Genomic DNA, 22155 nt, shown 5'->3' on the forward strand with positions numbered 1-22155 from the left:
ATAACCAGCATTTGCCACAGCGGGCGCTACAGCACCAATCCCCCCTTCAAGCGATGAAGCATTGGCAGAAGCAAAGGCCCGAGTTATTCAAAAAGCGTGTAATCAATCGAGCGGGACTGGACAGCTAGTTTGGTGGTCCTACCCATGGCGTTCTCAAGACGTGGAGTGGTGCGCTACAACTTGATGTTGGATAGGATGGGCGCAGGAGCTGACCGAAATTGTATCAGTCTTGATTCACTGTGCCTCTCAGTCTTGCGCGAGCATTCGATCGCAAAGTCTTGGGAAATTGGGCGGGTGAGCGCAAATATCGGCGATGCCGCGATGGGTCTGGAGCTAATGCGGTTGGCTGTGGATAGCCTGAATGAGCGGATCGTATTGGACGAGTACAGCGAATTGGATCCGCTTTCGAGAACGCATGATTCGCTTCTTAAATATCTTGACCTAATTAATAACATTAAGGTTAGTTTGGCGTTTGAAGCTGAGCCGTTCAATAAAATTGAATCGGACGAGGGGTTAGACGAGTTTGATCTTGAAGCCATTGCTGATGCGTTGGCTGCTCTTGGCTTACCGCCTTTTGCCTTTAGCCTATTTTCCCTGTTTGAAAATCTGCGGCGTGATAGCCGATACATGAGCTGGGCTGATCCAGCCTACGATTTGTGCAGAGAGCCTGAGGCGCTCCGCCGATGGCTCAAATCCGAAGGTGTGGACGTTCTGCTGATCGATGAGTTTCACGACACCAAAGCCAGCCACTTTCAGATGCTGTCACTGCTAAAAAAATTCGGTGTTTCGTATGTGGCGGCTGGCGATCCAGCGCAGGACATTTATGAGTTCCGGGGCATTGCTCCGTTTAATGCGCTGCAACGCATGTTGGATGCAGGAGCATTGAGAGAGACATTAACTAGAAGCTATCGCTTCGGATCGAAAATCGGTCGCGAAGTGTTTGCGCAATTGTCCAAAGCAGAGAGACAGCATATCGAGCTGGATGTAGCCGGCCCGGACGGCGCGGTGGTGCATCTTGATGCGGATGAGTCGCTGGCTAAGCAGCTTGCGAAGCTGCAGCCTCGCTTTGTGAAGCATAATGCTTGGCCGAACAGCACGGTGATTGTTGTGCCTAGCAATCCGCATGCGATGCCTGTCATGCGTGATTTGCTACTGGCAGGCATGCCGGTGCGACAGGGGGCTGGAATGCCTCGGTACGGGCAACGCCTTGAGGTTCTACTGATGCGCGGAGTGGTGCTAATGTCCGGTTGGGTTAGAAGCACAAAAAAGATATGGGCGGATGATGTGATGGCTGCGCTTGAACTGCTCAAGCTGCCGGCGATCGGTGTACCGGTGTATCAGCGCGAGGAAATTGAAGCGGGTCTAGTAATCCAGCAGGAAAACGCTGAGTACGAAACCACGTTCAATATGAAAAAGGCTGCAACATCGATTGCCCAGTTACGCGCGATTTTGTCGATTGAATGCCAGCTTAATCGTGAGTCGCTACAAAGCATCATCGTGCGCTGGGGTATTCATACATATGTTCGTGATCAGGCAGTGACGCAGGCTGAACGTCTCGGTTCTGAACTGTTACTCAATGAGCTAACAGATCGGCTACTAGAAATGGGCGGCAACGACTTCATTGCTGACCTTGATCTGATTTACGAGCGCGGCCAAATGGTCAAGGAGGGTATGCGGATTACCTCGGTGTTGCAGTCAAAAGCGATGGAGTGGCCGGTAGTCATCATGCCGCCACAAGCATGGCACAGTAATCGTAATCGAACGGTTTTAGAGCAGCGCGAACGATATATTGCCATGTCTCGAGCGAAAAGCATGCTTCTGCTTTAGCCGGGATATTCGCCGTCCCAAGAAAGGCGTCCGGTTGGGTGCATTGAATAACCCGACATTTATTAGACAAAAAGCTGTCGGTCAGGTCACCAGCAGCCTGCGCACAAGTCATTAGCGATATGATCACGAGTAATCAGTCGGGTCTCGGTCAGGTCACCAGCAGCCTGCGCACAAGTCATTAGCGATATGATCACGAGTAATCAGTCGGGTCTGAATAATACATAGCGCCATGATTTCAATGACGAAACATGCCATTCGCACCCATGAATTTGCAAGTTTTCATTAAAATCGACGCGTTTCCTTGCACATTTTCGAGACCCGCATGGGCCCCAAACCGCTGACTCCGAAGCCCAATGATCTGTTTCGCCAACGTCTGGATGAGCTGGTCAACCTCCGCCATCCGCTGGTGCAACTGGCGGAACACATCGACTGGAGCGTGTTCGAGCGGGAATGGGCTGGCCTGTTTCCCTCTCAGCGTGGCCGACCGGCGCTGCCTCCGCGTTTGATTGCCGGCCTGCTGTATCTGCAGCACACCTTTGGTTTGTCAGATGACGACGTGGTCTGGGGCTGGGTGGAGAATCCCTACTGGCAACTGTTCTGCGGCGAAACCTGGTTTCAGCATCAGCCGCCGATTGATCCCAGTTCGCTGACCCGCTGGCGCAAACGCATTGGCGAAGAAGGGTTGGAATGGCTGCTCACACAAACCATCCGTGCTGCCGAATCGACGGGCGTGGTCAAGCGGCAGAGTTTCGACAAGGTAATTGTCGACAGCACCGTCCAGGAAAAAGCGATCGCGCATCCGACCGACAGCCGTTTGCTCAACCGTGGACGTGAGCAGCTGGTGAAGCTGGCGGCAGAAGCCGGGTTGACGCTGCGGCAGAACTACAACCGCGAAGCCCCGAAACTGGCCGGTCAGATTGGCCGCTATGCACATGCCAGACAGTTCAAGCGCATGCGCAGTAGCCTGAAGAAACTGAAAACCCTGGTTGGCCGGGTCTGGCGCGACGTCTCGCGTCAGGTGGCACGCATTCCTGCCGAACTGCAGGACAAAAGCCACGAGCTGCTGCACAAGGTCGAGCGTTTGCTCACGCAGCAGAAGAAGGACAAGAACAAGCTGTACAGCCTGCATGCACCCGAGGTGGAATGCATCAGCAAAGGCAAGGCGCGCCAGCCTTACGAGTTTGGCGTCAAAGTCTCGGTGGCGACCACCCACCAGGAAGGGCTGGTGATCGGCATGCGCAGTCTGCCTGGCAACCCGTATGACGGGCATACGCTGCACGAAGCACTGGAACAGCTGGAAATCCTGACGGATCACTGCCCGAAAGAAGTGTTCGTCGATCTGGGCTATCGCGGCCACACGGCTCCCGATGACATCAAGGTCTACCACCGGAATCTGAAGCGAGGCATTACCAGCAGATTGAAACGGGACATCAAGCGGCGCAGCGCCATTGAGCCGGTGATCGGGCACATGAAGAACGACGGGCGACTACGGCGGAACTGGCTAAAAGGCGCGGAAGGCGATGCCTTCCACGCCCTGTTGTGCGGTTGTGGCCACAACCTGCGGCTGATTCTGAAGAAGCTGCGGCTTCTTTGCGCCCTGATCTGGCTGGTGTGTTACCGGCGGTTGATCGGCAGAGGAGCCCGTCAACCGCAGTTTGCGATCGGGGCCATGTGAAAATCGAATTGTTCAGGGCCGACTATGTAAGTGCTTGCTCACATATACTCGGCTTGTTGTCTAAGCGTGCGCTCAACCGGACCCGCAACGGCCTGCCACCGTCGGGCCTCATTTCATTCTGGTCCGCTGGCGTAATGCCGTCGCGGGCCGGTTAGCTAAATCGTTTGGCAACACCACGTACTGATTCACGAGTTGAGGTGATTTCATGTTCCAACCCCAATACTTCAATGTTCACTGGTATGGTCCGTACTCATTTGAAGACGCAGAGGCGCTTAGTGACCCGAACCTAGTTCTCTACATGATTTGTGGTACACACGGTATCTATGGAAAGAGCGTTCCCCTCTACATCGGAAAGACCTTCCGCACACCTTCCAAAAGGTTGGGCGAGCACAAATGGATAGAGCATGAACCAGATCCAGTGCAGGTTTACGCTGCGGCAATTAGTAAACCGTTTCAAGCATGGAACGAAATCGAACACGACGAAGAGTATCCGGCGCCTGAGAATTCAATAATAGAGAAGGTGGAGTCATTGATAATCTTTGCGCATCAGCCCGTCTATAACTCACGATCCAAAGCTGGAACTCAAACCGTAAGCGACGATATTGTCATCTTCAACACGGGCCGTCGCTCCACCTTGCTTCCAGAACTTTCCTCCATGTATTGGTATGCATAAAGTGTTGCTGAACCCATCATTCCACCGGAGCTTCGCGAAAGCCTGCGAGTGGGTGAATTCGGACGTTATTGTTTGGAATGTAACTACAAATCGACATTGATGCCTTGAAGATGAATGTCAGCTCTGGCCGAGCAGCAGCCTGCCAAGTGCGGATTCTGGCGGACATGAACACCCATTCTGATCACTCGTGATCATATCGCTGATGACTTGTGTGCAGGCCGCTGGTGACCTGCCAGGCAGCTTTTTGTCTGCAATTCGGCCATTGCAGTCGTTTTACCCCACTCAGTTGAATGACCGTAGTCGCACACAAAGCTGACTACGCAGTCTCTGCAAAACCGGGGCGATTCAATGGAGCTGGCAATGGGATCCAAGCTGAGGCCAGCTTCGCATGAGTCACGACGATGAACCGGCACAAACGGAGAGCATGAGATGCTCGGCCTCCTTGAAGAGGTCAACGGAAAGCTGCACCTTGCGGCTAACCGAGTGGCCAACCCGAACCTCAGCCGCGAGTTGTTCGAAGGGGTTTCGAATCGTTCGAACGAATGGCTGGGTGTCCTCTAGATCCGAGCGGAGATTGCCTACCAGGTAGAGGTAGAAGCGAGATCTGAGCGCGCTTGAACCGGCCGACTTCCACTCGTTCCAACTCATTTCCTGCACCCGCGACTTCACCCCCGAAGACTTGAGTTCAATAAGGCGATCGAGATACTCAGGAGCTCGTGGGTCGAGGGTGAGCACATCGAATCCAGGCCACTCTTGTGAAATGCCGAACCTCTGGCTGAGGTGCTGCATCGACTCATCGAAGCGCTGTGACAGTTCTCGCGCGCGGGCGATCTTGTCCGGTGATGACACGTCGAATACCAGCGCGTCTGGCTGTTGCTCGCTACGTGCAGGGTCGAATATGTCGGCGTTGATAAGGCCGACCTTACGCAGTCGGTTCCGCTCGAAGGACAGAGTAACCCACATGCCGACTTTGTTGAGTGCGACGAGGTCGGTGTGCCCCCCATACCCGCCATTCTTGGAACCGGTCTGGCCTCCCCCGGGGCTTGCGGTGTCGGTCGACTTTCCGATTGATGTGGGCTGCGGAGTGCCCGCGCCTACGACCAGAACGGGCTGACCGTCGATGAGCAGCTGACCGGGTGAAAATAAGGGCACGCGGCGTATATCGGCCGAGGGCTTTTGCTGGCTTGTGCCATCGGGAAGCACGGCCTGTTGCTCGCGTGTGCCGGTAGCCAGGGTCGTCTTGGGATCGACGGTCGGACCAAGTTCGACATCCGGCGGCATTCCTTCCTCGCCACTACTCAGGAACAACGTCCGTCTCTCCTCAACGTCGAGAGGCGCGCCGGCGCGACGGAGGAGTCGCTCACGATCTTCAGGTGTCCTGGCCTGTATCAGGGCCAGGAACGGCTCGAAATATCCGGCACCAAAAACTTCGCACAGCGCGTTAGCGAGCGCTTCTGCTTCACGCGGTTCTGGAGGCCATGAGTGCTCTCCCCAAACGACAAAAGCCTGAGTCGGCTTGCCCAACTCCAATGCGACGAAAGCGTCTCGACCACCGTTACCAAGGTCAAGTTTTCTCCCTGCCAACTCACAATCGAGTTCCAGATTTGTCACGGCATCTAGGCAGTCAACTAGATTACGCAGACGTTGCGCATCTTGCCTTGCGAGCTTTTCGTCTGATCGTTCCGTAGCAATTCGCGAGAGCAAATAGGGTGCGAGAAGACGAATCTCCTGTCGTAGACGTTCGAGATCTTCGTCGCTCAACGCACTGTCCCCGGGCCGTGGGGCCCATCGGAGCGAGTCTTCTAGTATAGGTACACCAAAGAGGTGGGCGATCGACGTTCGCGCTACAGGCAGCGACTCCATGACGAATGACCAAATGGTCACGTCCGATTGCAGGTGCTCCCGGGTTTCTCGACGATCCATGTAGAAGAGTTGCCCGTCATCGACAAAGCGATAGGCCTTGTGACCATCATGAGCCAAGAGCGGTGCGCTTGCGAGCGGAGCTGCACCAGGGGCTAACTCCCGATTTGAGTGGTCCCTGCCGGAGAGAAGTTCGAAGAGGTTTCGGTAGGCCGGTCGGATGACCTCCCGGAGATCGAGCCTTAGGTCCTCCCCCGCTTCGAACCTCGTGGCGTAGAGATCACGCAGGCGCTCGAGTAGGACTCGTGCATCATCCAAAGTAAAGGTGGCAGGGCTCAATTCTTCGCGCAAGCCGAGCGCCTGTGCGAATCCCTTCGCCTTGCCTTTGAGAACTGTTGGATCCACCTCGAGAGCTGGAACTAGAAAGCTCCCAGTCCTGGCGCGACGCCCGAAGCGCCGCTCGACCTCGAGGGTCGGCAACCAGACCTGCTTGGCGTGTCGAGGACCATGCCCCGTTGGACAGAAAGGCGACGCCTGAAGACGCGCCATCCAGAAATCCACGCCCGCCTCGACAAGTTCCTCGTCTTTCGCTCGCTGTGGCTTGGTTCTCATTGCTGGAACGCTACCTGATGACACTTGCGCGACAAGTGCGCTTGAGAACCGCTCCAATGAATGCCAATTCCGTGCGAGGTGCTCATAGAGCGCTTGGCCGAGCTTAGTCGTTCGGTCCTCAGAGGCTGCCCTCAGGAGGGTCACGAGGTGATCGAGATCGTGTAATCTGTAGAAGTAGGGTGTTGTGCCCTCGGTCTGCCCCTCTTCGGCGAGCGAAGTCCTGAGCCGACTCATGTACTCACTCCAGATACTATGGTCCACGTTTTTGAAGATCCAGCCTTCCGGGCGTTTTAAGTCGGACGTCTTGAGCCAGCCAGACGCGCGATCCTCTACATCATGGAAATGGACCGGGCGGAGCACCTGATTGACCCCAAGCCACAGAAGGAAGTTAAGCCAACGGCTTCTCTCGTCTCCTTCCAGCGCGGCTTCTTCATCCTCATCTAGACCCACCTCGTCCGCGCCTGAGTCGAAACTATCTGTCTGTGGCGCCTCTTGGAGATGGCGATACTTAGCCAGGAGTCCCACGAACACATCGGGCCCAGCGAGGAAGTGGATTGACGGCAACCCTTCGACGCAGAGCTCTCGACCGGTCGCGAGAATTCGCTCGACTGAGTTGTCGGCGACCCAGTCACTCCCAAGGTACGCTTGGTAGGCAGGTATCCAGACGAACTGACCCGGCGCGTCGCCACGACAGGGCACGTCCAAACGACTCAGGTTGAAGAGGGCACGATTCGTTCCGAGGCGCTCGTAGGGCAGCGGCGCACCAGGATTTGGCGCTCGGCCGGCAAGCTGGCAAATGGCGGCAATGCGTTCAAGGGAGTGCAATGACTCGCGCTCGCCGCGGCTTTGGGCGTCTCTCTCTAGATCGAGGGCTGGCAGGACGCTGGCACGCATGACGGCAGGGAACTTGAATTCCTGCACGTCGAAGAGGGCCTGCCAAGTGGCCACCTCTTGCCCCAGTTGTTGATTGCGCTCCTTGGGTGTCAGATCCCCCCAGCAGATTTCCTGCATCAGGAAGCAAAGGCCGTCCAGTGGCACCGTTCCATGGAGCGATCGCGGGGGATAGAAACACGTCAGTCCTAATGTTGTAACCCGGTGAGCCGTCCCGTCGTCTGCCATGCCAACCGGAAAAAGAGGCTCTCGGCGGGCCGCTGCAGCAAGGCTCTCGCGTCCGTCGGCGTCCAACGCCAGCCACAGCCTCTCCAGAACATGAAGCACCGGATCCACAAATAGTTTTCCAACGACTTCCAGTTGAGAACGCGAAGGCTCAGGATTGGCAAGAGCCGCCGCGGCCCGGTCGGGCTTCAACTCATACGCTCCGTGGTCAACGAGAACTCGGGCAACCTCGGAGCCGCAAAGTGCTGCAGAGGGGAAATGTCCGTCCTCTGTAGATGCGTTCGCAGGTAGGAGGGCTCTGAGCGCCTCTCCGACATTGGGGTCGTCGACGATTGGCGGCACGACGCATGTGGCGATCGCTATCGGTACGCCCACTTCCTGGGGTAGGAATGCGAAGTCGTGCAGCGCAGTACGCACCTCGTCGAACAGCGCCTGTGCTGCCGCAGTCCCACACGGAACTCCAACGTGCGTTCCTCTATCAAGAAGCCTCAGGACATCGACAACTGACGCCCCGTTGGACAAAAGCTGCGGAATCAGAAAGTCACGAAGCGTGCCTGCAACCTTTCGCATTAGGAGGCGGTTGTAGTTCGTTGCATCCGCTTCAACGCGAATCTCTTGCCGGGATAGGTTCGAGCCGAATGCTCCGCTCACTAGTAGGTGGTAGGGACAAGGTTCCCCAGTGGGAAGGAACACGTGAAGTTTTTGCCACGTTGGATCGAGCGTAACAGGTTTGCCGTTCCGGATGCGTGCCGCCACGGAAACCTCGGTTAGCTCAACGCCGTCCCAAGTAAACTCATCTAAGCCGCCGCGATGGTTCTCTATCGGGATGTTGGGGTTATGTGCGACGAGGAATGTTTCCACAGCCCCATGTTCGGAAGTCAGCGATACGCGATACGTCCCCGCATCAGTGAATGCAGAAACGTCCTGTTCGTTGGTGCTGGTGACCCTCTTACGCTGTACTGTCCAAGCGAACGAGTGTTGGCGGGGTTGGATGGACACCTCAACACGACTTAGGTGCTTTAGGAACACTAGCGACGTCACCGGCAAATCGAGCAGGGACTGCGCGAGTCCGTCGCGTTGCTCTGCGGTCATCTTGGCTCGCAGTGGAAAACGGAAGGCTGTATGCATCCCTTGTCTTTGCAAGGCAAGCCATTGCTCAGGCATGTCTTCAATGAGCCAAGGAAATCGTGTAACGGGCGCGCGAGCGACCGGTGTGAGGGTTTTGTCTGCAACGAGGACTTCGACGGCTTCCAATGCTCTGCCAGGGCCGAAACTGAAACATATCGTCGTCGAGTACACCTCCGGCGCATCTGAGATCTCCAGAACAGATTTGAACCCCATCCCTTTGTGGCCGATGGATGCCCGGCGCTTTTGATTCTTTGCGGATTTACTGCTAGCACTGATCCCGCAGAGCCCTCTCACATCTGCTTCATCAAGGGGCCTGCCTGAGTTGGCAACCCATAGTGCGTCTTCCTCAAGGACAAACGCGATAGCTGCACTGGAAGGATCGTTGGACGATATGGCGTCGTCGGCGTTTTGAAGAAGTTCGTAGATAAGGCGCCCACGGTAGTCCTGAGCGATTTGCGACTCTTGGCCGACGTCTTCGCGCAGTCGTTGGGGACTGGCTCGATAGACGTTGAGGTTCTCGGTTCGAATACAGGCGAGTAGATCATCGAGCACTGCAATCACCTTGGCCTTGGAGGAGAGTGACGGATAGGAAATTCAACGATACTTTTGCAGTATCCCGAGGTTTCTAGATGTAAACAAGCGCGAATGAACCTCGAAAATCCACCTCAGACGGACCGCTTCTGGCCGAACAGAACCTGATCACGAACGTCCACGTCAGCGGGGTGAGCAATTGGGATTAGTTGGTAATCAAGTTCATCGGATAACCTCCCCGTTTGGCATGGCGGCTGTTTTGCTTGGCAGCGATTCGAACTTGTAGTCTAGTCACCAATGCTTGAATCTAACCGCTTAAATCGTACGCACGTTACTAGCTGATTATAAAGAAAGTAGGTTTGTGGCTTGTGGACTTCGGGAGTTTCGCGGAGAGCGGAGAGATGAATCGCCCCCAGTTTTGTAGAGATTTCGCTGTCATCTATGTACACCACTGCGGCCGTTCAAGCCGGAGGGACTGAACGGCCGCAAAGGACGAACAGCTGTCAGTGAGACCATCACGATGGTCATATCTCATCGGCGGAGTGGGCACGAACGCCAGAATGAGTGGTCACGAGTGACCAGATTCCGCAGCCAAGCTTGGTCATCGGCCATAGCGGCAGTTCAGCACCCAAGTATTACGTCTCCACTTTCGATCTGCAGCAGACGGTCGTATTAGGGTTGGTCATTGCCAAAGACGGCTACAGCTAGTGTAGCTGTCGTAGGAAGATCGTTGTCAGTCGCTGCAGCCCATCGATAAGCTCCCACTGGTCGCCACGCTGTGTCACGACGATTGGCTGAAGGCAGTAGAAGTCCCCTTGGACGGGTCTTGGCCGCAGAGTGAAGGAGGCGACATCGTCGAGCAACTCCGTCACTTGTCTGGCGGTCCAGCGGTACCCGCGCTGGTAAGCGGGAATGAAGAAAGATTCTTTCATCAGCTCGCTGACCGAGCGCAATTGAAGATCACCAGTACTCATGCATTTTCCAAATAGAGTGCAGCGCAGGCTCAAGCAGTGAGGTGTGCAGCCGAGACTCCTCCCCCGCGAAAATTATGCCACATGTCGCACAGCTGACATCGCACTCAATTGTCATCCTCGACGAATGAACTCTGGATAGCTTGCGCAGATACTTCGCCCGAAGTCGGGGCGTCGGGCCAAGAACCCACCGAAGCGATTCATGCCGGCTCGATGCCGGGATGAGCGCCGTAGGAATCCCCCGCCTTTAGGCGGGGGAGGATGTCAACGTCGAATGGTGCCTGAACAAGCGGCAGCTCCGTGCTGTTGCCATGCCTGATCCAGCGACTTGCAAACCAGTTCGGCATCCGGTCGTTCCGACATGGCCCAGCCCTCCACACAACGTGCATACAAATCCAGCACCACGGCCAGATCGGCCCAGCGATTGCCGGTCCAAATGTAGGTCATGTCACCGCACCAGATTTGATTCATGCGCTCCGGCTGGAATTGACGATCCAGCAGGGTGGAAAGTCGGGCTGCTCGGACTTCGGAATACGATAACGATGTTGTCCCGGTTGTTTGCTGGCCTGTCCGGCTTCACGCATCAGCCGCTGCACTTTGTAACGGCCAGCCTGATGGCCTTCGCCAGCCAGCATTCAGACCAGGCTGCGACTGCCCATGCCAAAGGTACTGCAGACCAGCTCGACGGGTTCATGCTCTCTTAACTGGTCTACCAGCGCGTACGATTGATCTCGTCGGCCATCAAGAGAGCGGTAGCTTTTTTTAGAATGGCTTTCTCCTGTTCCAGTCGGTCAATGCGCGCTTCCAGTTGTCACTACTCGCAAAGTCGATAAGATTCTGCTTAATTTTTAACCTTGTATCTATTTCGTTGTATCGTTGTTTATTGGTGTTTTTCGTTGTCCTCCCCCCGTTACTTCAACTATTTTTTTGAAGAAGTAACGCGGCGCATACGCTGTTTTGAGGTTTGGTACTGTGGATAACTCGCGAAATTTGCGGCGTTTGTATCAGCGGGGTGGATGGCTGCTTTTACACAGGCGCGGTGCATAAGTCGGGCTGTCTTGTGCTGGATGTCGCGGTTTTGTTGCGTTTGAGGCCGATGCTTAATTTTTGGGCTTTCGGGTAGGTCGCGCGCTGGGGGGGGGTATGTTCTGCTGGCTGAGCTTGCCGTTGTCTTGCAATTGTTTGCTTGGAAGCCAATGCGCGCATATTGCGCGCATATTGCGAGCATGTGCCAAGTACATGATTGTTAATGGATATATCTCGTTTTTTCTATGTTTTCAAAGTGTGTTCTGGTTGGTCTAAACCTAGTGTTTGCTGGTGTTTTAAATGCGCGAATAGGCAAATCACAGTTGCGCGCAAGTTGCGCGCAAGTTGCGAGCAAGTTGCGCGCGTGTATTATATGTCGTTGAATTTTAACAATTAAATTCACGGTGGGTCCTGTTCTTTGTGTTGATTTTGTCATCTCTCCATTCTCTTAAATGAGGGAGCCTCCACGAAACCCGATGTGATTCACAAATCTATTATGGCGGCCAAGAAAAGCCAGCTGCTGCGCGTACGGATGTGATGGCTGAATGATGACGCACTCTCCAGAAGCCTTCGCCATACATTGCAAGAAGACCACAAAAAGACTATATTAAGTCTTGTTCAAGACTGGAACACCGCCATGCGCTACTCATCACAAGTCAAGCCGATCAGCTATCTTAAAGCCAACGCAGCCGAGGTTTTGACTCAGCTCGCGGAGCAGCGCGAACCGATGGTCATCACCCAAAACGGTGAAGCAAAGGCTGTGCTGCAGGACGTCGCTTCGTTCGAAGAGACGCAAGCAACACTGGCCTTGCTAAAGATCCTCGCGTTGGGCAATCAGGATGTTGCCACAGGCAAGGTCAAGCCTGTGCCTGACGTCGTTGCACGCCTCCGCGCCAAGCGTGCCTCACCCTGATGGCAGGCACATCTGCCAAGTTTGAGGTCCTGCTCACTGAGGGTGCGGAGCAGGACTTGGAGGCCATCCACGACTACATCTCCGAGTTCGACTGTGTGGCCAACGCCAACTATGTGTTGGATGAGTTGCTGGACGTTGTGGATAGTCTGTCGAAATTCCCGGAACGAGGCAGCTATCCAAAGGAACTGGTTGGCCTTGGAATCAAAGAATACCGCCAGACCTTCTTCAAACCCTACCGCGTGCTCTACCGTGTCATAGGGAACCAAGTCATTATTTACCTGATTGCGGACGGACGTCGTGACATGCAATCCGTACTCGCTCGTCGCCTATTAGGTGCATGACCCGCAGCCGCAACACGCGCCAGTGCTCATATGCTCGGGAGGGCAGTCGGCACATGGTCAGACTTCCGCTAGCAATTTTGCCTAGGTTCTGTTGATGTTTTCCGCATCTCAGCGAAGCCACAGCAAGACCGCTGCAAATGCGAGCATCTCCATGTAATGACTGGATTTTTGCTCAAAACGAAAGGCCATCCGGCGATAGTGCTTCAGTTTGCCAAACGTGCATTCCACCACGTGCCGCTCCTTGTAGGTCACAAAATCACAGGGGTGCGGCGCGATGCGATTCGCCTTGGAAGGGTCACCACCTGGATGCTTTGCTCCTCAAGCCACCTCACGAACTGGTAGGAATCGAACCCCTTATCTGCAATGACTATCGCCATCAGGATACTCGCCACCAAAGCTTGGGCCTGAAAATCTCGGCTCGGTGACTGCCTGTCAGCAGGAAGCGAATAGTCCCTTTTCTTCACCAGATCCAGTAGCGCCGTCATCATCTTGGCGCCGCCGAACACATTCACCCATTCGCCGAAAATCAGGTTGATCGTCTCGGAAACGCCACCGAGGACAACCTGCTCATAACTTCAGTCGAACTGGCCGAGCTCGCTGGGCGCAAAGGACCGCGGCACGAAGGCGTGCGACACGCTGCTGCTTGAGGTTACCTGACCTTATGTCGGCGGCGGATCTTGCCGATAGTTTCCATGCAAAGCACCCCTGGTTGGCCTCCGCCCAAAGGGCGGAAGTGTGGCACACCCTGGGTGGTCAAAATTAGACGCTGATCCAAGAAACCTGGTCACTTTTGCACGCTGTTTCACACTGTGGCGGATGTACAAATAAGTCTTGGGACGAGAATAACCCAGCGCTCAACTTTGCAACTTGTTTGATACTGCTCTTCTAGATCGGCCTTATTTCGCAGCAGAATCGCAGAAACTTCAATCTCATGCAGATGCTCTGGTGGCTTGAATGCCTTCGAACTTCGACCAACAACCTCCCCCTCTTGGTTGATGAACTGGCAGCGGCCACTGGTTTCGGTGCGCAGTGTCAAGCGATCCCCAACGCGCAAGCCACTCAAGTGCTGATGGATCGCATCGGTGGAATGGTGTCGACCCGCGAATCCAAGATCAATTTCTTTCAGGCTAAGCTGGTGATAGCGCAGATTGAGCTGGGGGAGGGGAGTAAAGGCTTGAGGACGAACGAGCATTTCGTACCCATTCAGCGCTTTGATGAAAGGGTGCCGATGCTGTTCAAACTTGCATAGCGTCAACGTCTCCATTGCTCGGGTCATTCCCACATAGAACAGCCGTCGTTCCTCATCCGATGCCTCATTCCAGGCGCCATCCAGCATAGCGACATGCTTGAATTCGAGGCCCTTCGCTGAATGGACTGTCCCCAGATAGAGACCTCGTTTCCCTGAGTGTCTGCATTCCCGAGCATAGTCATAGAGCCAATTCACGAGCAGAGGTATCGCCAGAGTACAGTCACCAAATTCAGCCTTGAGTTGTTCTGCTGCTGAGTCGAAGAATGTAAGCCACTCAGGATCATCGCTGCCATCCTTCATCACTCGGATGGCATCGGTGGTTGCTATGTCTTGTTGAGCAAGTTCGCGAAGCCGATCCACTGCAAGAACAAAGCCACGCTGCCGTGTAATTGGTAACTGGTTGTTTTTGTCGGCGGCCAGCACATAGGGAATCCCGTGATGTTCACACCAGGCTTGGAAAGGATGGAGGTACTCATGCGTGCGGGCGAGGATGGCACCATCAGTCCAGCTACTTTCCGGATCCAGTTGCAGTAGTCTGTTTAGCTCGTTCATCACTGCCTGGCATTGCACATTGCCACTACCCAGATCATCCGAAGGTAACTGAAGTAGCAGCAACTTCCCCTGTCGTTCACCATCGAGTGACTGCCAACGTCCTCCGAGTGGCGAGGCTTGGCGCAGAGGATCGATGCATATCGGGTGCTCAGCTTTCAAGCGGGCATTGCAGTGTGCGATAACGCTGTTGGCAGCGGCAATGATGTGTCGTGTCGAACGATAGTTGCTGACCAAAAATGCAGTCCTGGCCTGATAGTCTTGCTGGAACTGCTCAATGTAGCGATTGCTGGTATTGCGCCACGCATACACATTCTGGTCATCATCGCCGACCGCCAGGATGGTCAACTTGTTTTCCGGATCCTGATTCCGTCCTGCCAATGCCGAGACCAGCCGATATTGCCAGTCGTCGATATCCTGATATTCATCCACCAGGATGTACTGATACCCCTGCAGCAAACGATCCCTGAGTTCATCTTCGCCCATCGCTTCACGTGAGCCTTCGAGCAAGGCAACAGCCTGCTGAATAACCTGCGCCAGTTCGTGCTCATCCACGCGGTCTTTGGTTTTGAAGCTTACGCCCATCAGGCGCATGGCCATTGCATGATAGGTCAGAATGGTCAATCCAAAGGCATCAGCGCCCACAAGAGCATACAGGCGTTTGCGCACTTCATTGGCAGCATGGCGGTTGAAGGTAAGCACAATGATGCTTTGCGCTGGAATGCGCCTGACGCGCAGCAAGTAGGCGACCCGATGGACAATGACTCGGGTTTTGCCTGAGCCGGGACCAGCCAGAACGAGCTGATTATGATCCTCTTCATCCGAGACGATGGCGCGTTGTTGCTCATTGAGTGGGTCAATGATCTTGCGCCAGGAAGACTCGCTGGTCGCAAGGCCTAGCACTTCCTTCTTGCTTGAGAAGTAGCGCTTGAGGAAATCCCGCTTCGGTAAGGTGAAATAGTGCATGACCAACCGGAGCGCATCGGCCATCTCCTTAAGTGCAATCTCTGCATATTCGCGCATGACATGCACTTGGATCCGCCGCTCGCTGTAGTGCTCGGCGAGGGGATCATAATCATCCTTCTGGTAACGCCGGTTTTGTTCGTCATTGACCTGAATGGTCATCGCCCGCCGCATCACGGTCATCCCATGATTCAATGCCAGTACTTCTTCTTGATGCAGGTAGAGCAGTACGTGTTGTATGGCTGGTTGGCGCCTATCTGGTCGCACGATGGTCGACAATTCGAGATCAGATTCGATAATTCCGACCAAGCTACCCAGCGTGGTCTCGACCAAGAGATCCTTGCCACGTTGGCCTTCGACACATTTGAGTAAGTAGTCCACTACTTTCAGAGCGAGCAGGCGGCGTTTTTCGCCCATTTCTTCAATATCTGACCAAGTGCGCGTGCCCTTGATACGGATTTTGACGGAGTCTTGCGCGTACCCTTTAAGTTCAAAGCTACCGCGATATTTTCCAGAGTCATCCGAGTCTGAGGACAAGGCATTGAGCAATCGAGACACATGCAGTGGGATGACTTCTTCTTGTGTCTCTTCCCGCAGGCGAGTGGTCAATTCCGGAATATTCAAGACTTGCCACTCACCAAGATCGGCATCGGCAGCATACTCACGCAGCAAACTGAAAAGCGCTTTCTCGAGCTTGATGGAACGTTCGAGCCGTTGCAGCGATCCATTCGCAATGCCTGCATGAACGTACAAGGTAATTTGTGTATCGTTCACCAGCAATTCCAGCTCTTCCAACTGACGAAGCGTTGCGGTTACCTCGTCCTGGGTCAGGCCGGTATGCTGCATCAACTGATCTGTGGTGACGCGTTCGTCTGCCTCGGCTGCATAGAGAATGGATAGTACCGAGGAGTATTCCTGCCGGCGTCGATCTGACAAATCGGCCTTGGCAAGGCGCGCTTGCGCCTCTTCCATGCTGGTAAAGCGAAGTTTGGCTGGGAAAACTTGCGTGTGGTTTTCGTTTCGCTCCAGAAAATGCCCACGTTCGAGCCAGGCAACCGCTGTTGCAACTTTGGTCTCGGCGTCGCGATCATCGGCTTCAAAACTGGTATGCACATACTGATCGTTCAGAATTTCGCCTGCAGTAATGATGACCTTTCCATCCTTGACCCGTTTGGCGGAATTCCGCAGTTTTTTGAGAATCTGATCAATATCGGTTTTGCTGAGCTTCGAGCGTTCAGTGATGCCGAACTGGGTTTCGATGTCATCCGGGTCATACAGCAGTACACATTCTGCTTGATGCTGATCACGTCCAGCGCGACCCGCCTCTTGTAGGTAGTTTTCGAGGGAGCCCGGTATCTCTGCGTGAATCACCAAGCGGATATCCGGTTTGTCGACGCCCATGCCAAAGGCATTGGTTGCCACAATCACGCGCAAGGCGCCGGCGATGAAGGATTCCTGGATTTCTTTCTTATGCTCGGGCTTAAGCCCCGCATGAAAATGTTCGCAAGCCCAGCGTTGCGACTTGAGGAACTCCGCCAGTTCTTCGGCGGATTTGCGGCGTGCGACAAACACCACTGCACCGCCTGGGGAATGTTCCAGTGTGTCCGTCAGCAAACGGTGGGTTGCCGACCATTTCTCTGATCGATGGACCTGGATCACGCTGAAATCCAGGTTGGTTCGTTCATGACCACCGATGAACTCTACGAACTGCACGTCCAGTTCACGCTTGAAGTGGTCACGGATATCATCGAGCACTTCCAGCTTCGCTGTCGCAGTGAAGCAGCCGATCGGAGCCAACTCACCATGGCTGGAAAATTCACGAATGAAACGTGCGGCGTATAGGTAGTCCGGGCGGAAGTCATGGCCCCACTTAGAGAGACAGTGCGCTTCATCGAAGATCCAGGCATTGATCTGCCGATGCTCGATGGCGTTACGAAAAGCCCTGTTCCGGAACTGTTCGGGTGACACAAGTAGGATACCGATGTCACCCATCTGGATCTTTTCCAGCACATTTGCCCGCTCCGGCATAGTAAGCAGCCCATTGAGAGCAGCCGCGCTGTGCACGTTTCGTTTGAGCAAGCCGTCAACCTGGTCCTTCATCAAGGATTGCAGGGGCGAGATGATGATGGTTAGACCGCCATTCCTGTAATAGCGATTCAGCGCTGGCAGTTGATAGCAGAGAGATTTGCCGCCGCCTGTGGCCAGAATTGCAAGCACATGTTTACCCTGCATCCCGGCCAGCACAATATCCTCCTGGAGGCTACCGCCTTGGGAATTGCGGGGTTCACTGCGGAAATGATCAAAGCCGAAATAGCGCTTGAGCTCATGACGAGGGTCATGGATTGACTGGCAATAGGAGCATTCCGAACTGCCACAGGGGATGTCACGCAACTCATGGATCAGCCTCGCGACAGCTGGAAACTGATGTCGTACCCAGGGAGCTAATACCGAATTGCCACCGGAGACTCTTAGCCAAGCCAAGGTATAAGCAATCGCCCAATGCATCGCTTTGTTGGTAAGGTCCTGCTCGAGGAGTTGCTGCAGTCGGGTAACACAGACCTTCAGAGTGCGCTGTACTGCTGGATCTGATTCCTGTAGTAGATTGGGAATGAGTCTGCGAAGTTCTGTCAAACCAGGGGCGGGTTTCCCTGCGAGATAAAGCATGTAGTTGCCCAGCCCTGGCCCCGGATTAGGGGCTGTCAAGGCATGGTAGACCCGCAGTTCGCTTTTATCATTTGCAGCGAGCTTGTCAAAAGCCAGGCATTGATCTTGATACAGCGAATAGGTGGCACGGCAATCAGCAAGCGGTGAATTGATGCTATCTCTGATCAGTTTGTAGTTTTTGATCAGTCGATGATAAGGATTTTGGGGAAAGGCGAGTGGCGCAAGACGGAGCGTATCGATTGCAGGTAGCTGCAATAGCTGCAGATCTGGTCTCCGCTGCTGCAAGATCGGCAGGTCATGTGCCAGGATATTATGTCCAAGGACAAAACTGGCCCCTTCGGATAGGCTATCCAGCTCGGAGAGCGCTGGAAGTAAGTTCTGATTATTCGTCTTACGTTCGAGGTCTTTCAGGGTGTCCGGTCGTAATGCGCCGATCTTGATGATTTTCTCCTCGTCGCTCCCAGTTTGCGGGACGGTTTCAAGATCAAAAATCAGGCATTTGGGGGTCAATGATGCGGACATACTACGCTCATGGCATCGATACGATTGGCTTACGCCAAGCATACCTTATTGCAGAGATATGAACACAGCCACAGGACAGCCTGCGGGCGTGCAGGAGGCGGATCAGCCTATTTTCATATCGGTTTCCCGGAGATCTCCCTTTGCCGCGGCTCGGGTGATGAGCGTCGGGATATGAGTACTTGTACAAAACACTGCACTTAACCTCGATCCGGCTGGCCGAGCCGGCAAAGCGGCTTGATGCGAGCCTGATGCTGGTTTCGAGCAAAGACCGCACTTAACCACCGGCCTGACGAGATAGAATCTGGCGCAAAGCCCTGTAAATGCTAGAGAAAAGTACTTCCAAGCCTTTTGCAAAATACTGCACTTAACCCCCCTTGCGGCGGGTCGAGTGACGCACGTCGCGATATGAAATTAGCTACGGCATCATCAGCCTGATAAGACCTCCTTGGTAACAACACCGAGTGCGCCCGGGTTCCACGAAAAGCTATCGTGCAATGAGATGCCGCGCCGGTCAGCCTATTTTCGTATCGGTTTCCCGGAGATCTGAGGGGGGCGGGAGGCGGATCATCCTATTTTCGTATCGGTTCTTCGAAACTCGAAGGCGGCCAGGTCGCTGTTTTGGCTATTTTCGTATCGGTTCTTCGGAACTCGAAGGCGGCCAGATCGCTGTTTTGCTATTTTCGTATCGGTTCTTCGGAACTCGAAGGCGGCCAGGTCGCTGTTTTGCTATTTTCGTATCGGTGATTCGGGTGCGGATTTCGGAACTCAAGGTGCTCAGGTGGCCGTTTGGGCTATTTTCGTATCGGTTTTCCGGAACTCGAAGGCGGCCAGATCGCTGTTTTGCTATTTTCGTATCGGTTCTTCGGAACTCGAAGGCGGCCAGATCGCTGTTTTGCTATTTTCGTATCGGTTCTTCGGAACTCGAAGGCGGCCAGGTCGCTGTTTTGCTATTTTCGTATCGGTGATTCGGGATATGGGTTTGTAGCGGATTTCGGAACTCAAGGTGCTCAGGTGGCCGTTTGGGCTATTTTCGTATCGGTTTTCCGGAACTCGAAGGCGGCCAGATCGCTGTTTTGCTATTTTCGTATCGGTTCTTCGGAACTCGAAGGCGGTCAGATCGCTGTTTTGCTATTTTCGTATCGGTTCTTCGGAACTCGAAGGCGGCCAGGTCGCTGTTTTGGCTATTTTCGTATCGGTTCTTCGGAACTCGAAGGCGGCCAAGTGGTCGTTTTGGCTATTTTCGTATCGGTTCTTCGGAACTCGAAGGCGGCCAGGTGGCCGTTTTGGCTATTTTCGTATCGGTTTTCCGGAACTCAGAAGGGGGGTAGAGGTCGGTCGGCCTATTTTCGTATCGGTTTTCCAGAACTCATGAGGGGGGGGAGTGCCAGGCCTGTTGTTTTGCGAAATATCGGGTAATGAGTGGCCTCATAACGGATTCAGGTCTAACAATGTGGCTACAAAAATCACGCCGATGTGGTCGGCGCGATCAATGTTTTAGAGCGCGAACAGTGCTTGTTAGCCTGTGGAGAGCTGGTGCAATCAGGCCGCTCGGTGAAGCAGGAGTCCGCCGAAGTGAGTCAGGCGAGGGCCTGAACGCCGTAGGAATCCCCTTCCTTCCCGCCTAAAGGCGGCGAGCCATAGGCGAGAGGGAGGGGAGGATGTCAATCGAGGATGGTCTGCAAGCGTGCCAGAGCGTCTTGTACGATGAACTCCGGGGTTTGCTCGATCTTCTTCGCCTGCCTGGCTTCCAAATCCATTGTGCGAACCATATTCACTAGCACCACACCTTGCGTCTCGGTGCCGGCTCCGGTGAGAGGAACAGCAAAACCAGCGAAACGGGCAAAATCACCGCCCTGAGTGATCGGCGCAATCAAGGCGATGCCAAGGGCATTAAAATCACCCGTGGACAACACCAACGCGGGCCGAAAATCACCTTGCTGCTCACGGCCCACGGTTGGATTCAGGTTCACACGCACGATATCCCCGCGCTCAAAGCGTGTACGCTTCACCATGCTTCACATCCCACCGCTGTAGCGTCCTGCCATGCTTGCAGGTCGGATGGCATCGGAGCAGACAGATCGCATTGTGCCAACAGGGTATCCAGGGCGTATTTTGGCCGTGCAGCCGAAATCACCAGCGCGTCACCATTCAGCTCAGCGCTAAGTTTATCGCCAGCGCTGACATGAAGTTGTTGGAGGACGGGTGCTGGCAGGATGAGCCCGGTGCTGTTACCGAATTTTCTGAGCTGGAGTTTCATGTACTATTCTCCTTAATAGTTATAACAATGTTATAACCCCGCGCCTGTTTGCGTCAACCAAACGTTGTAACATTGTTATAACCACTCAAAACAATGGCCGCACACGGCGGCCTGTAGTGGGTTCATGATGGCTTTTCCCTGGCATTTACAGGGCTTTGCGCCAGATTCTATCTCGCCAGGCCGGTGGTTAAGTGCGGTCTTTGCGCGACCCAGCATCAGGCTCGCACCAAGCCGCTTTGCTGGCTCTGCCAACCGGATCGAGGTTAAGTGCAGTGTTTTGCACAAGTTCTCATATCCCGACGCGCATCATCCAGCCCGCTGCAAGGGGGTTAAGTGCAGTATTTTGCAAAAGGCTTGGAAGTGCTTTTATCTAGCATTTACAGGGCTTTGCTCCAGATTCTATCTCGCCAGGCCGGTGGTTAAGTGCGGATTCTGGCGCAAATGATCACCCATTCTGATCACTCGTGACCGCATCGCTGATCAGGTGTGATCAGCCTGCTGTTCATGGTGAGCAGTATCGTTGCTACCCATATGTCTTGCATATGCCCAACCAGATGGCGTATGATGTGCATATGTAAATCATATGCATGCCAAGGAGCTTCCAATGCGCACCGTTTCTATTTTCAAGAATGGCAAGAATCAGGCTGTTCGCCTGCCTAAAGACATGGAGTTCGAAGGTGTATCCGAGCTGGAAATTGTCAAAAATGGCGATTCCATCACACTACGCCCGTTGCGCCCAAGCTGGCTGTCTTTTGCTGATCAACCCAAAGCAGATGATGATTTTCTGCAAGACCGTTCGCCTGTTGTGGGTGATGAAGGTAGGTTTGTATTGTGATTACATACATGCTGGATACGTGCATTTGTTCGTTCATCATGCGCGAACGCCCTGAGTCGATTTTACAGCGCCTGGCTCACGAGGTGAGTCGAAAGAACCGGATTGTCATTTCCGCCATCACCTATGCTGAAATGCGCTATGGCCAGATTGGCAAAAAGGCATCGCCAAAGCATTCCATACTGGTAGACGAATTTATCCGCCGTATTGATGACATTCTGCCGTGGGATTGCCATGCCGTAGACGCGACGGTATCCGTCAAACAGTCACTTGCAGCGGCGGGTACGCCCATTGGGGAAAATGACACGGCAATCGCCGGGCACGCTATTGCCAACGACTGTATTCTCGTCACCAATAATCTTCGCGAGTTCAGCCGAGTGCAAAGTTTGAAAGTTGAAGATTGGGTTCATTAATCTGGCAAGCAGGATGGTCACGAGAGCTCAGCG

The 22155-nt window shown here is 54.2% G+C and carries 13 protein-coding genes and 2 pseudogenes; 8 read left to right on the top strand and 7 right to left on the bottom strand.

The window, feature by feature from the left end; genetic code table 11:
* From INR99_RS17600 to INR99_RS16655, 4 genes and pseudogenes are all read left to right on the top strand, one after another.
* Positions 1-128 (top strand): annotated as a pseudogene (locus INR99_RS17600) (IS481 family transposase); the annotation flags it as partial.
* 40 nt (positions 129-168) lie between these two features.
* Complete coding sequence (locus INR99_RS16645) at positions 169-1827, top strand: UvrD-helicase domain-containing protein (protein ID WP_194117469.1); 1659 nt, start codon at positions 169-171, stop codon at positions 1825-1827.
* A 322-nt stretch (positions 1828-2149) separates the two neighbouring features.
* Positions 2150-3502: an IS5 family transposase gene (locus INR99_RS16650; protein ID WP_228098407.1), complete on the top strand. Its 1353-nt coding sequence runs from the start codon at positions 2150-2152 to the stop codon at positions 3500-3502.
* Positions 3503-3707: 205 nt separating this feature from the next.
* Positions 3708-4175: a hypothetical protein gene (locus INR99_RS16655; protein WP_194117470.1), complete on the top strand. Its 468-nt coding sequence runs from the start codon at positions 3708-3710 to the stop codon at positions 4173-4175.
* A gap of 393 nt (positions 4176-4568) precedes the next feature.
* Here the strand turns inward: INR99_RS16655 and INR99_RS16660 are convergent, their stop codons facing one another.
* The 3 genes and pseudogenes from INR99_RS16660 to INR99_RS17960 all read right to left on the bottom strand — a co-directional run.
* Positions 4569-9443, bottom strand: coding sequence for a sacsin N-terminal ATP-binding-like domain-containing protein (locus tag INR99_RS16660; RefSeq protein ID WP_194117471.1), 4875 nt, complete (start codon positions 9441-9443; stop codon positions 4569-4571).
* A gap of 683 nt (positions 9444-10126) precedes the next feature.
* Positions 10127-10396, bottom strand: a complete 270-nt coding sequence (locus INR99_RS16665) for a DUF262 domain-containing protein (RefSeq protein ID WP_228098408.1) — start codon at positions 10394-10396, stop codon at positions 10127-10129.
* 294 nt (positions 10397-10690) lie between these two features.
* Positions 10691-11204: pseudogene (locus INR99_RS17960) on the bottom strand (DDE-type integrase/transposase/recombinase); the annotation flags it as partial.
* 852 nt (positions 11205-12056) lie between these two features.
* Between INR99_RS17960 and INR99_RS16680 the strand changes: the two are divergent.
* Together INR99_RS16680 and INR99_RS16685 are read left to right on the top strand one after the other, a co-directional pair.
* Positions 12057-12332, top strand: coding sequence for a type II toxin-antitoxin system Phd/YefM family antitoxin (locus INR99_RS16680; RefSeq protein ID WP_194117474.1), 276 nt, complete (start codon positions 12057-12059; stop codon positions 12330-12332).
* Entirely contained in the window at positions 12332-12673 is a 342-nt protein-coding gene (locus tag INR99_RS16685) for a type II toxin-antitoxin system RelE/ParE family toxin (RefSeq protein ID WP_194117475.1), read from the top strand. Before INR99_RS16680 ends, INR99_RS16685 begins: the two co-directional genes overlap by 1 nt.
* Before the next feature lie 248 nt (positions 12674-12921).
* On the opposite strand, the gene INR99_RS17605 is transcribed toward INR99_RS16685, so the two are convergent.
* The 4 genes from INR99_RS17605 to INR99_RS16710 form a co-directional block, all read right to left on the bottom strand.
* Entirely contained in the window at positions 12922-13185 is a 264-nt protein-coding gene (locus INR99_RS17605; protein ID WP_228098410.1) for a hypothetical protein, read from the bottom strand.
* A 290-nt stretch (positions 13186-13475) separates the two neighbouring features.
* Positions 13476-18620, bottom strand: a complete 5145-nt coding sequence (locus INR99_RS16700; RefSeq protein ID WP_194117476.1) for a RecQ family ATP-dependent DNA helicase — start codon at positions 18618-18620, stop codon at positions 13476-13478.
* Positions 18621-20281: 1661 nt separating this feature from the next.
* Positions 20282-20632: a type II toxin-antitoxin system ChpB family toxin gene (locus INR99_RS16705; protein ID WP_194117477.1), complete on the bottom strand. Its 351-nt coding sequence runs from the start codon at positions 20630-20632 to the stop codon at positions 20282-20284.
* Positions 20626-20877 (bottom strand): AbrB/MazE/SpoVT family DNA-binding domain-containing protein, encoded by a 252-nt coding sequence (locus INR99_RS16710; RefSeq protein WP_194117478.1) that lies wholly within the window; start codon positions 20875-20877, stop codon positions 20626-20628. The genes INR99_RS16705 and INR99_RS16710 overlap by 7 nt, the downstream gene beginning before the upstream one ends.
* 604 nt (positions 20878-21481) lie before the next feature.
* Here INR99_RS16710 and vapB point away from each other — a divergent pair.
* Both vapB and INR99_RS16720 read left to right on the top strand, forming a co-directional pair.
* Entirely contained in the window at positions 21482-21712 is a 231-nt protein-coding gene (gene vapB / locus INR99_RS16715) for a type II toxin-antitoxin system VapB family antitoxin (protein ID WP_194117479.1), read from the top strand.
* An 8-nt stretch (positions 21713-21720) separates the two neighbouring features.
* Complete coding sequence (locus INR99_RS16720; RefSeq protein WP_228098411.1) at positions 21721-22122, top strand: type II toxin-antitoxin system VapC family toxin; 402 nt, start codon at positions 21721-21723, stop codon at positions 22120-22122.
* Positions 22123-22155: the final 33 nt, after the last annotated feature.

The sequence above is a fragment of the Chitinilyticum piscinae genome (genome assembly GCF_015223195.1).
Classification (GTDB): Bacteria; Pseudomonadota; Gammaproteobacteria; order Burkholderiales; family Chitinibacteraceae; genus Chitinilyticum; species Chitinilyticum piscinae.

Bases quoted from the DNA above. Each gene is read 5' to 3' on its own strand.
- INR99_RS16665 (WP_228098408.1), bottom strand. From the start codon at position 10,396: ATGAGTACTGGTGATCTTCAATTGCGCTCGGTCAGCGAGCTGATGAAA.
- INR99_RS16655 (WP_194117470.1), top strand. From the start codon at position 3,708: ATGTTCCAACCCCAATACTTCAATGTTCACTGGTATGGTCCGTACTCA.
- INR99_RS16700 (WP_194117476.1), bottom strand. From the start codon at position 18,620: ATGTCCGCATCATTGACCCCCAAATGCCTGATTTTTGATCTTGAAACC.
- INR99_RS16705 (WP_194117477.1), bottom strand. From the start codon at position 20,632: ATGGTGAAGCGTACACGCTTTGAGCGCGGGGATATCGTGCGTGTGAAC.
- INR99_RS16680 (WP_194117474.1), top strand. From the start codon at position 12,057: ATGCGCTACTCATCACAAGTCAAGCCGATCAGCTATCTTAAAGCCAAC.
- INR99_RS16710 (WP_194117478.1), bottom strand. From the start codon at position 20,877: ATGAAACTCCAGCTCAGAAAATTCGGTAACAGCACCGGGCTCATCCTG.
- INR99_RS16685 (WP_194117475.1), top strand. From the start codon at position 12,332: ATGGCAGGCACATCTGCCAAGTTTGAGGTCCTGCTCACTGAGGGTGCG.
- vapB (WP_194117479.1), top strand. From the start codon at position 21,482: ATGCGCACCGTTTCTATTTTCAAGAATGGCAAGAATCAGGCTGTTCGC.
- INR99_RS16720 (WP_228098411.1), top strand. From the start codon at position 21,721: ATGCTGGATACGTGCATTTGTTCGTTCATCATGCGCGAACGCCCTGAG.
- INR99_RS16650 (WP_228098407.1), top strand. From the start codon at position 2,150: ATGGGCCCCAAACCGCTGACTCCGAAGCCCAATGATCTGTTTCGCCAA.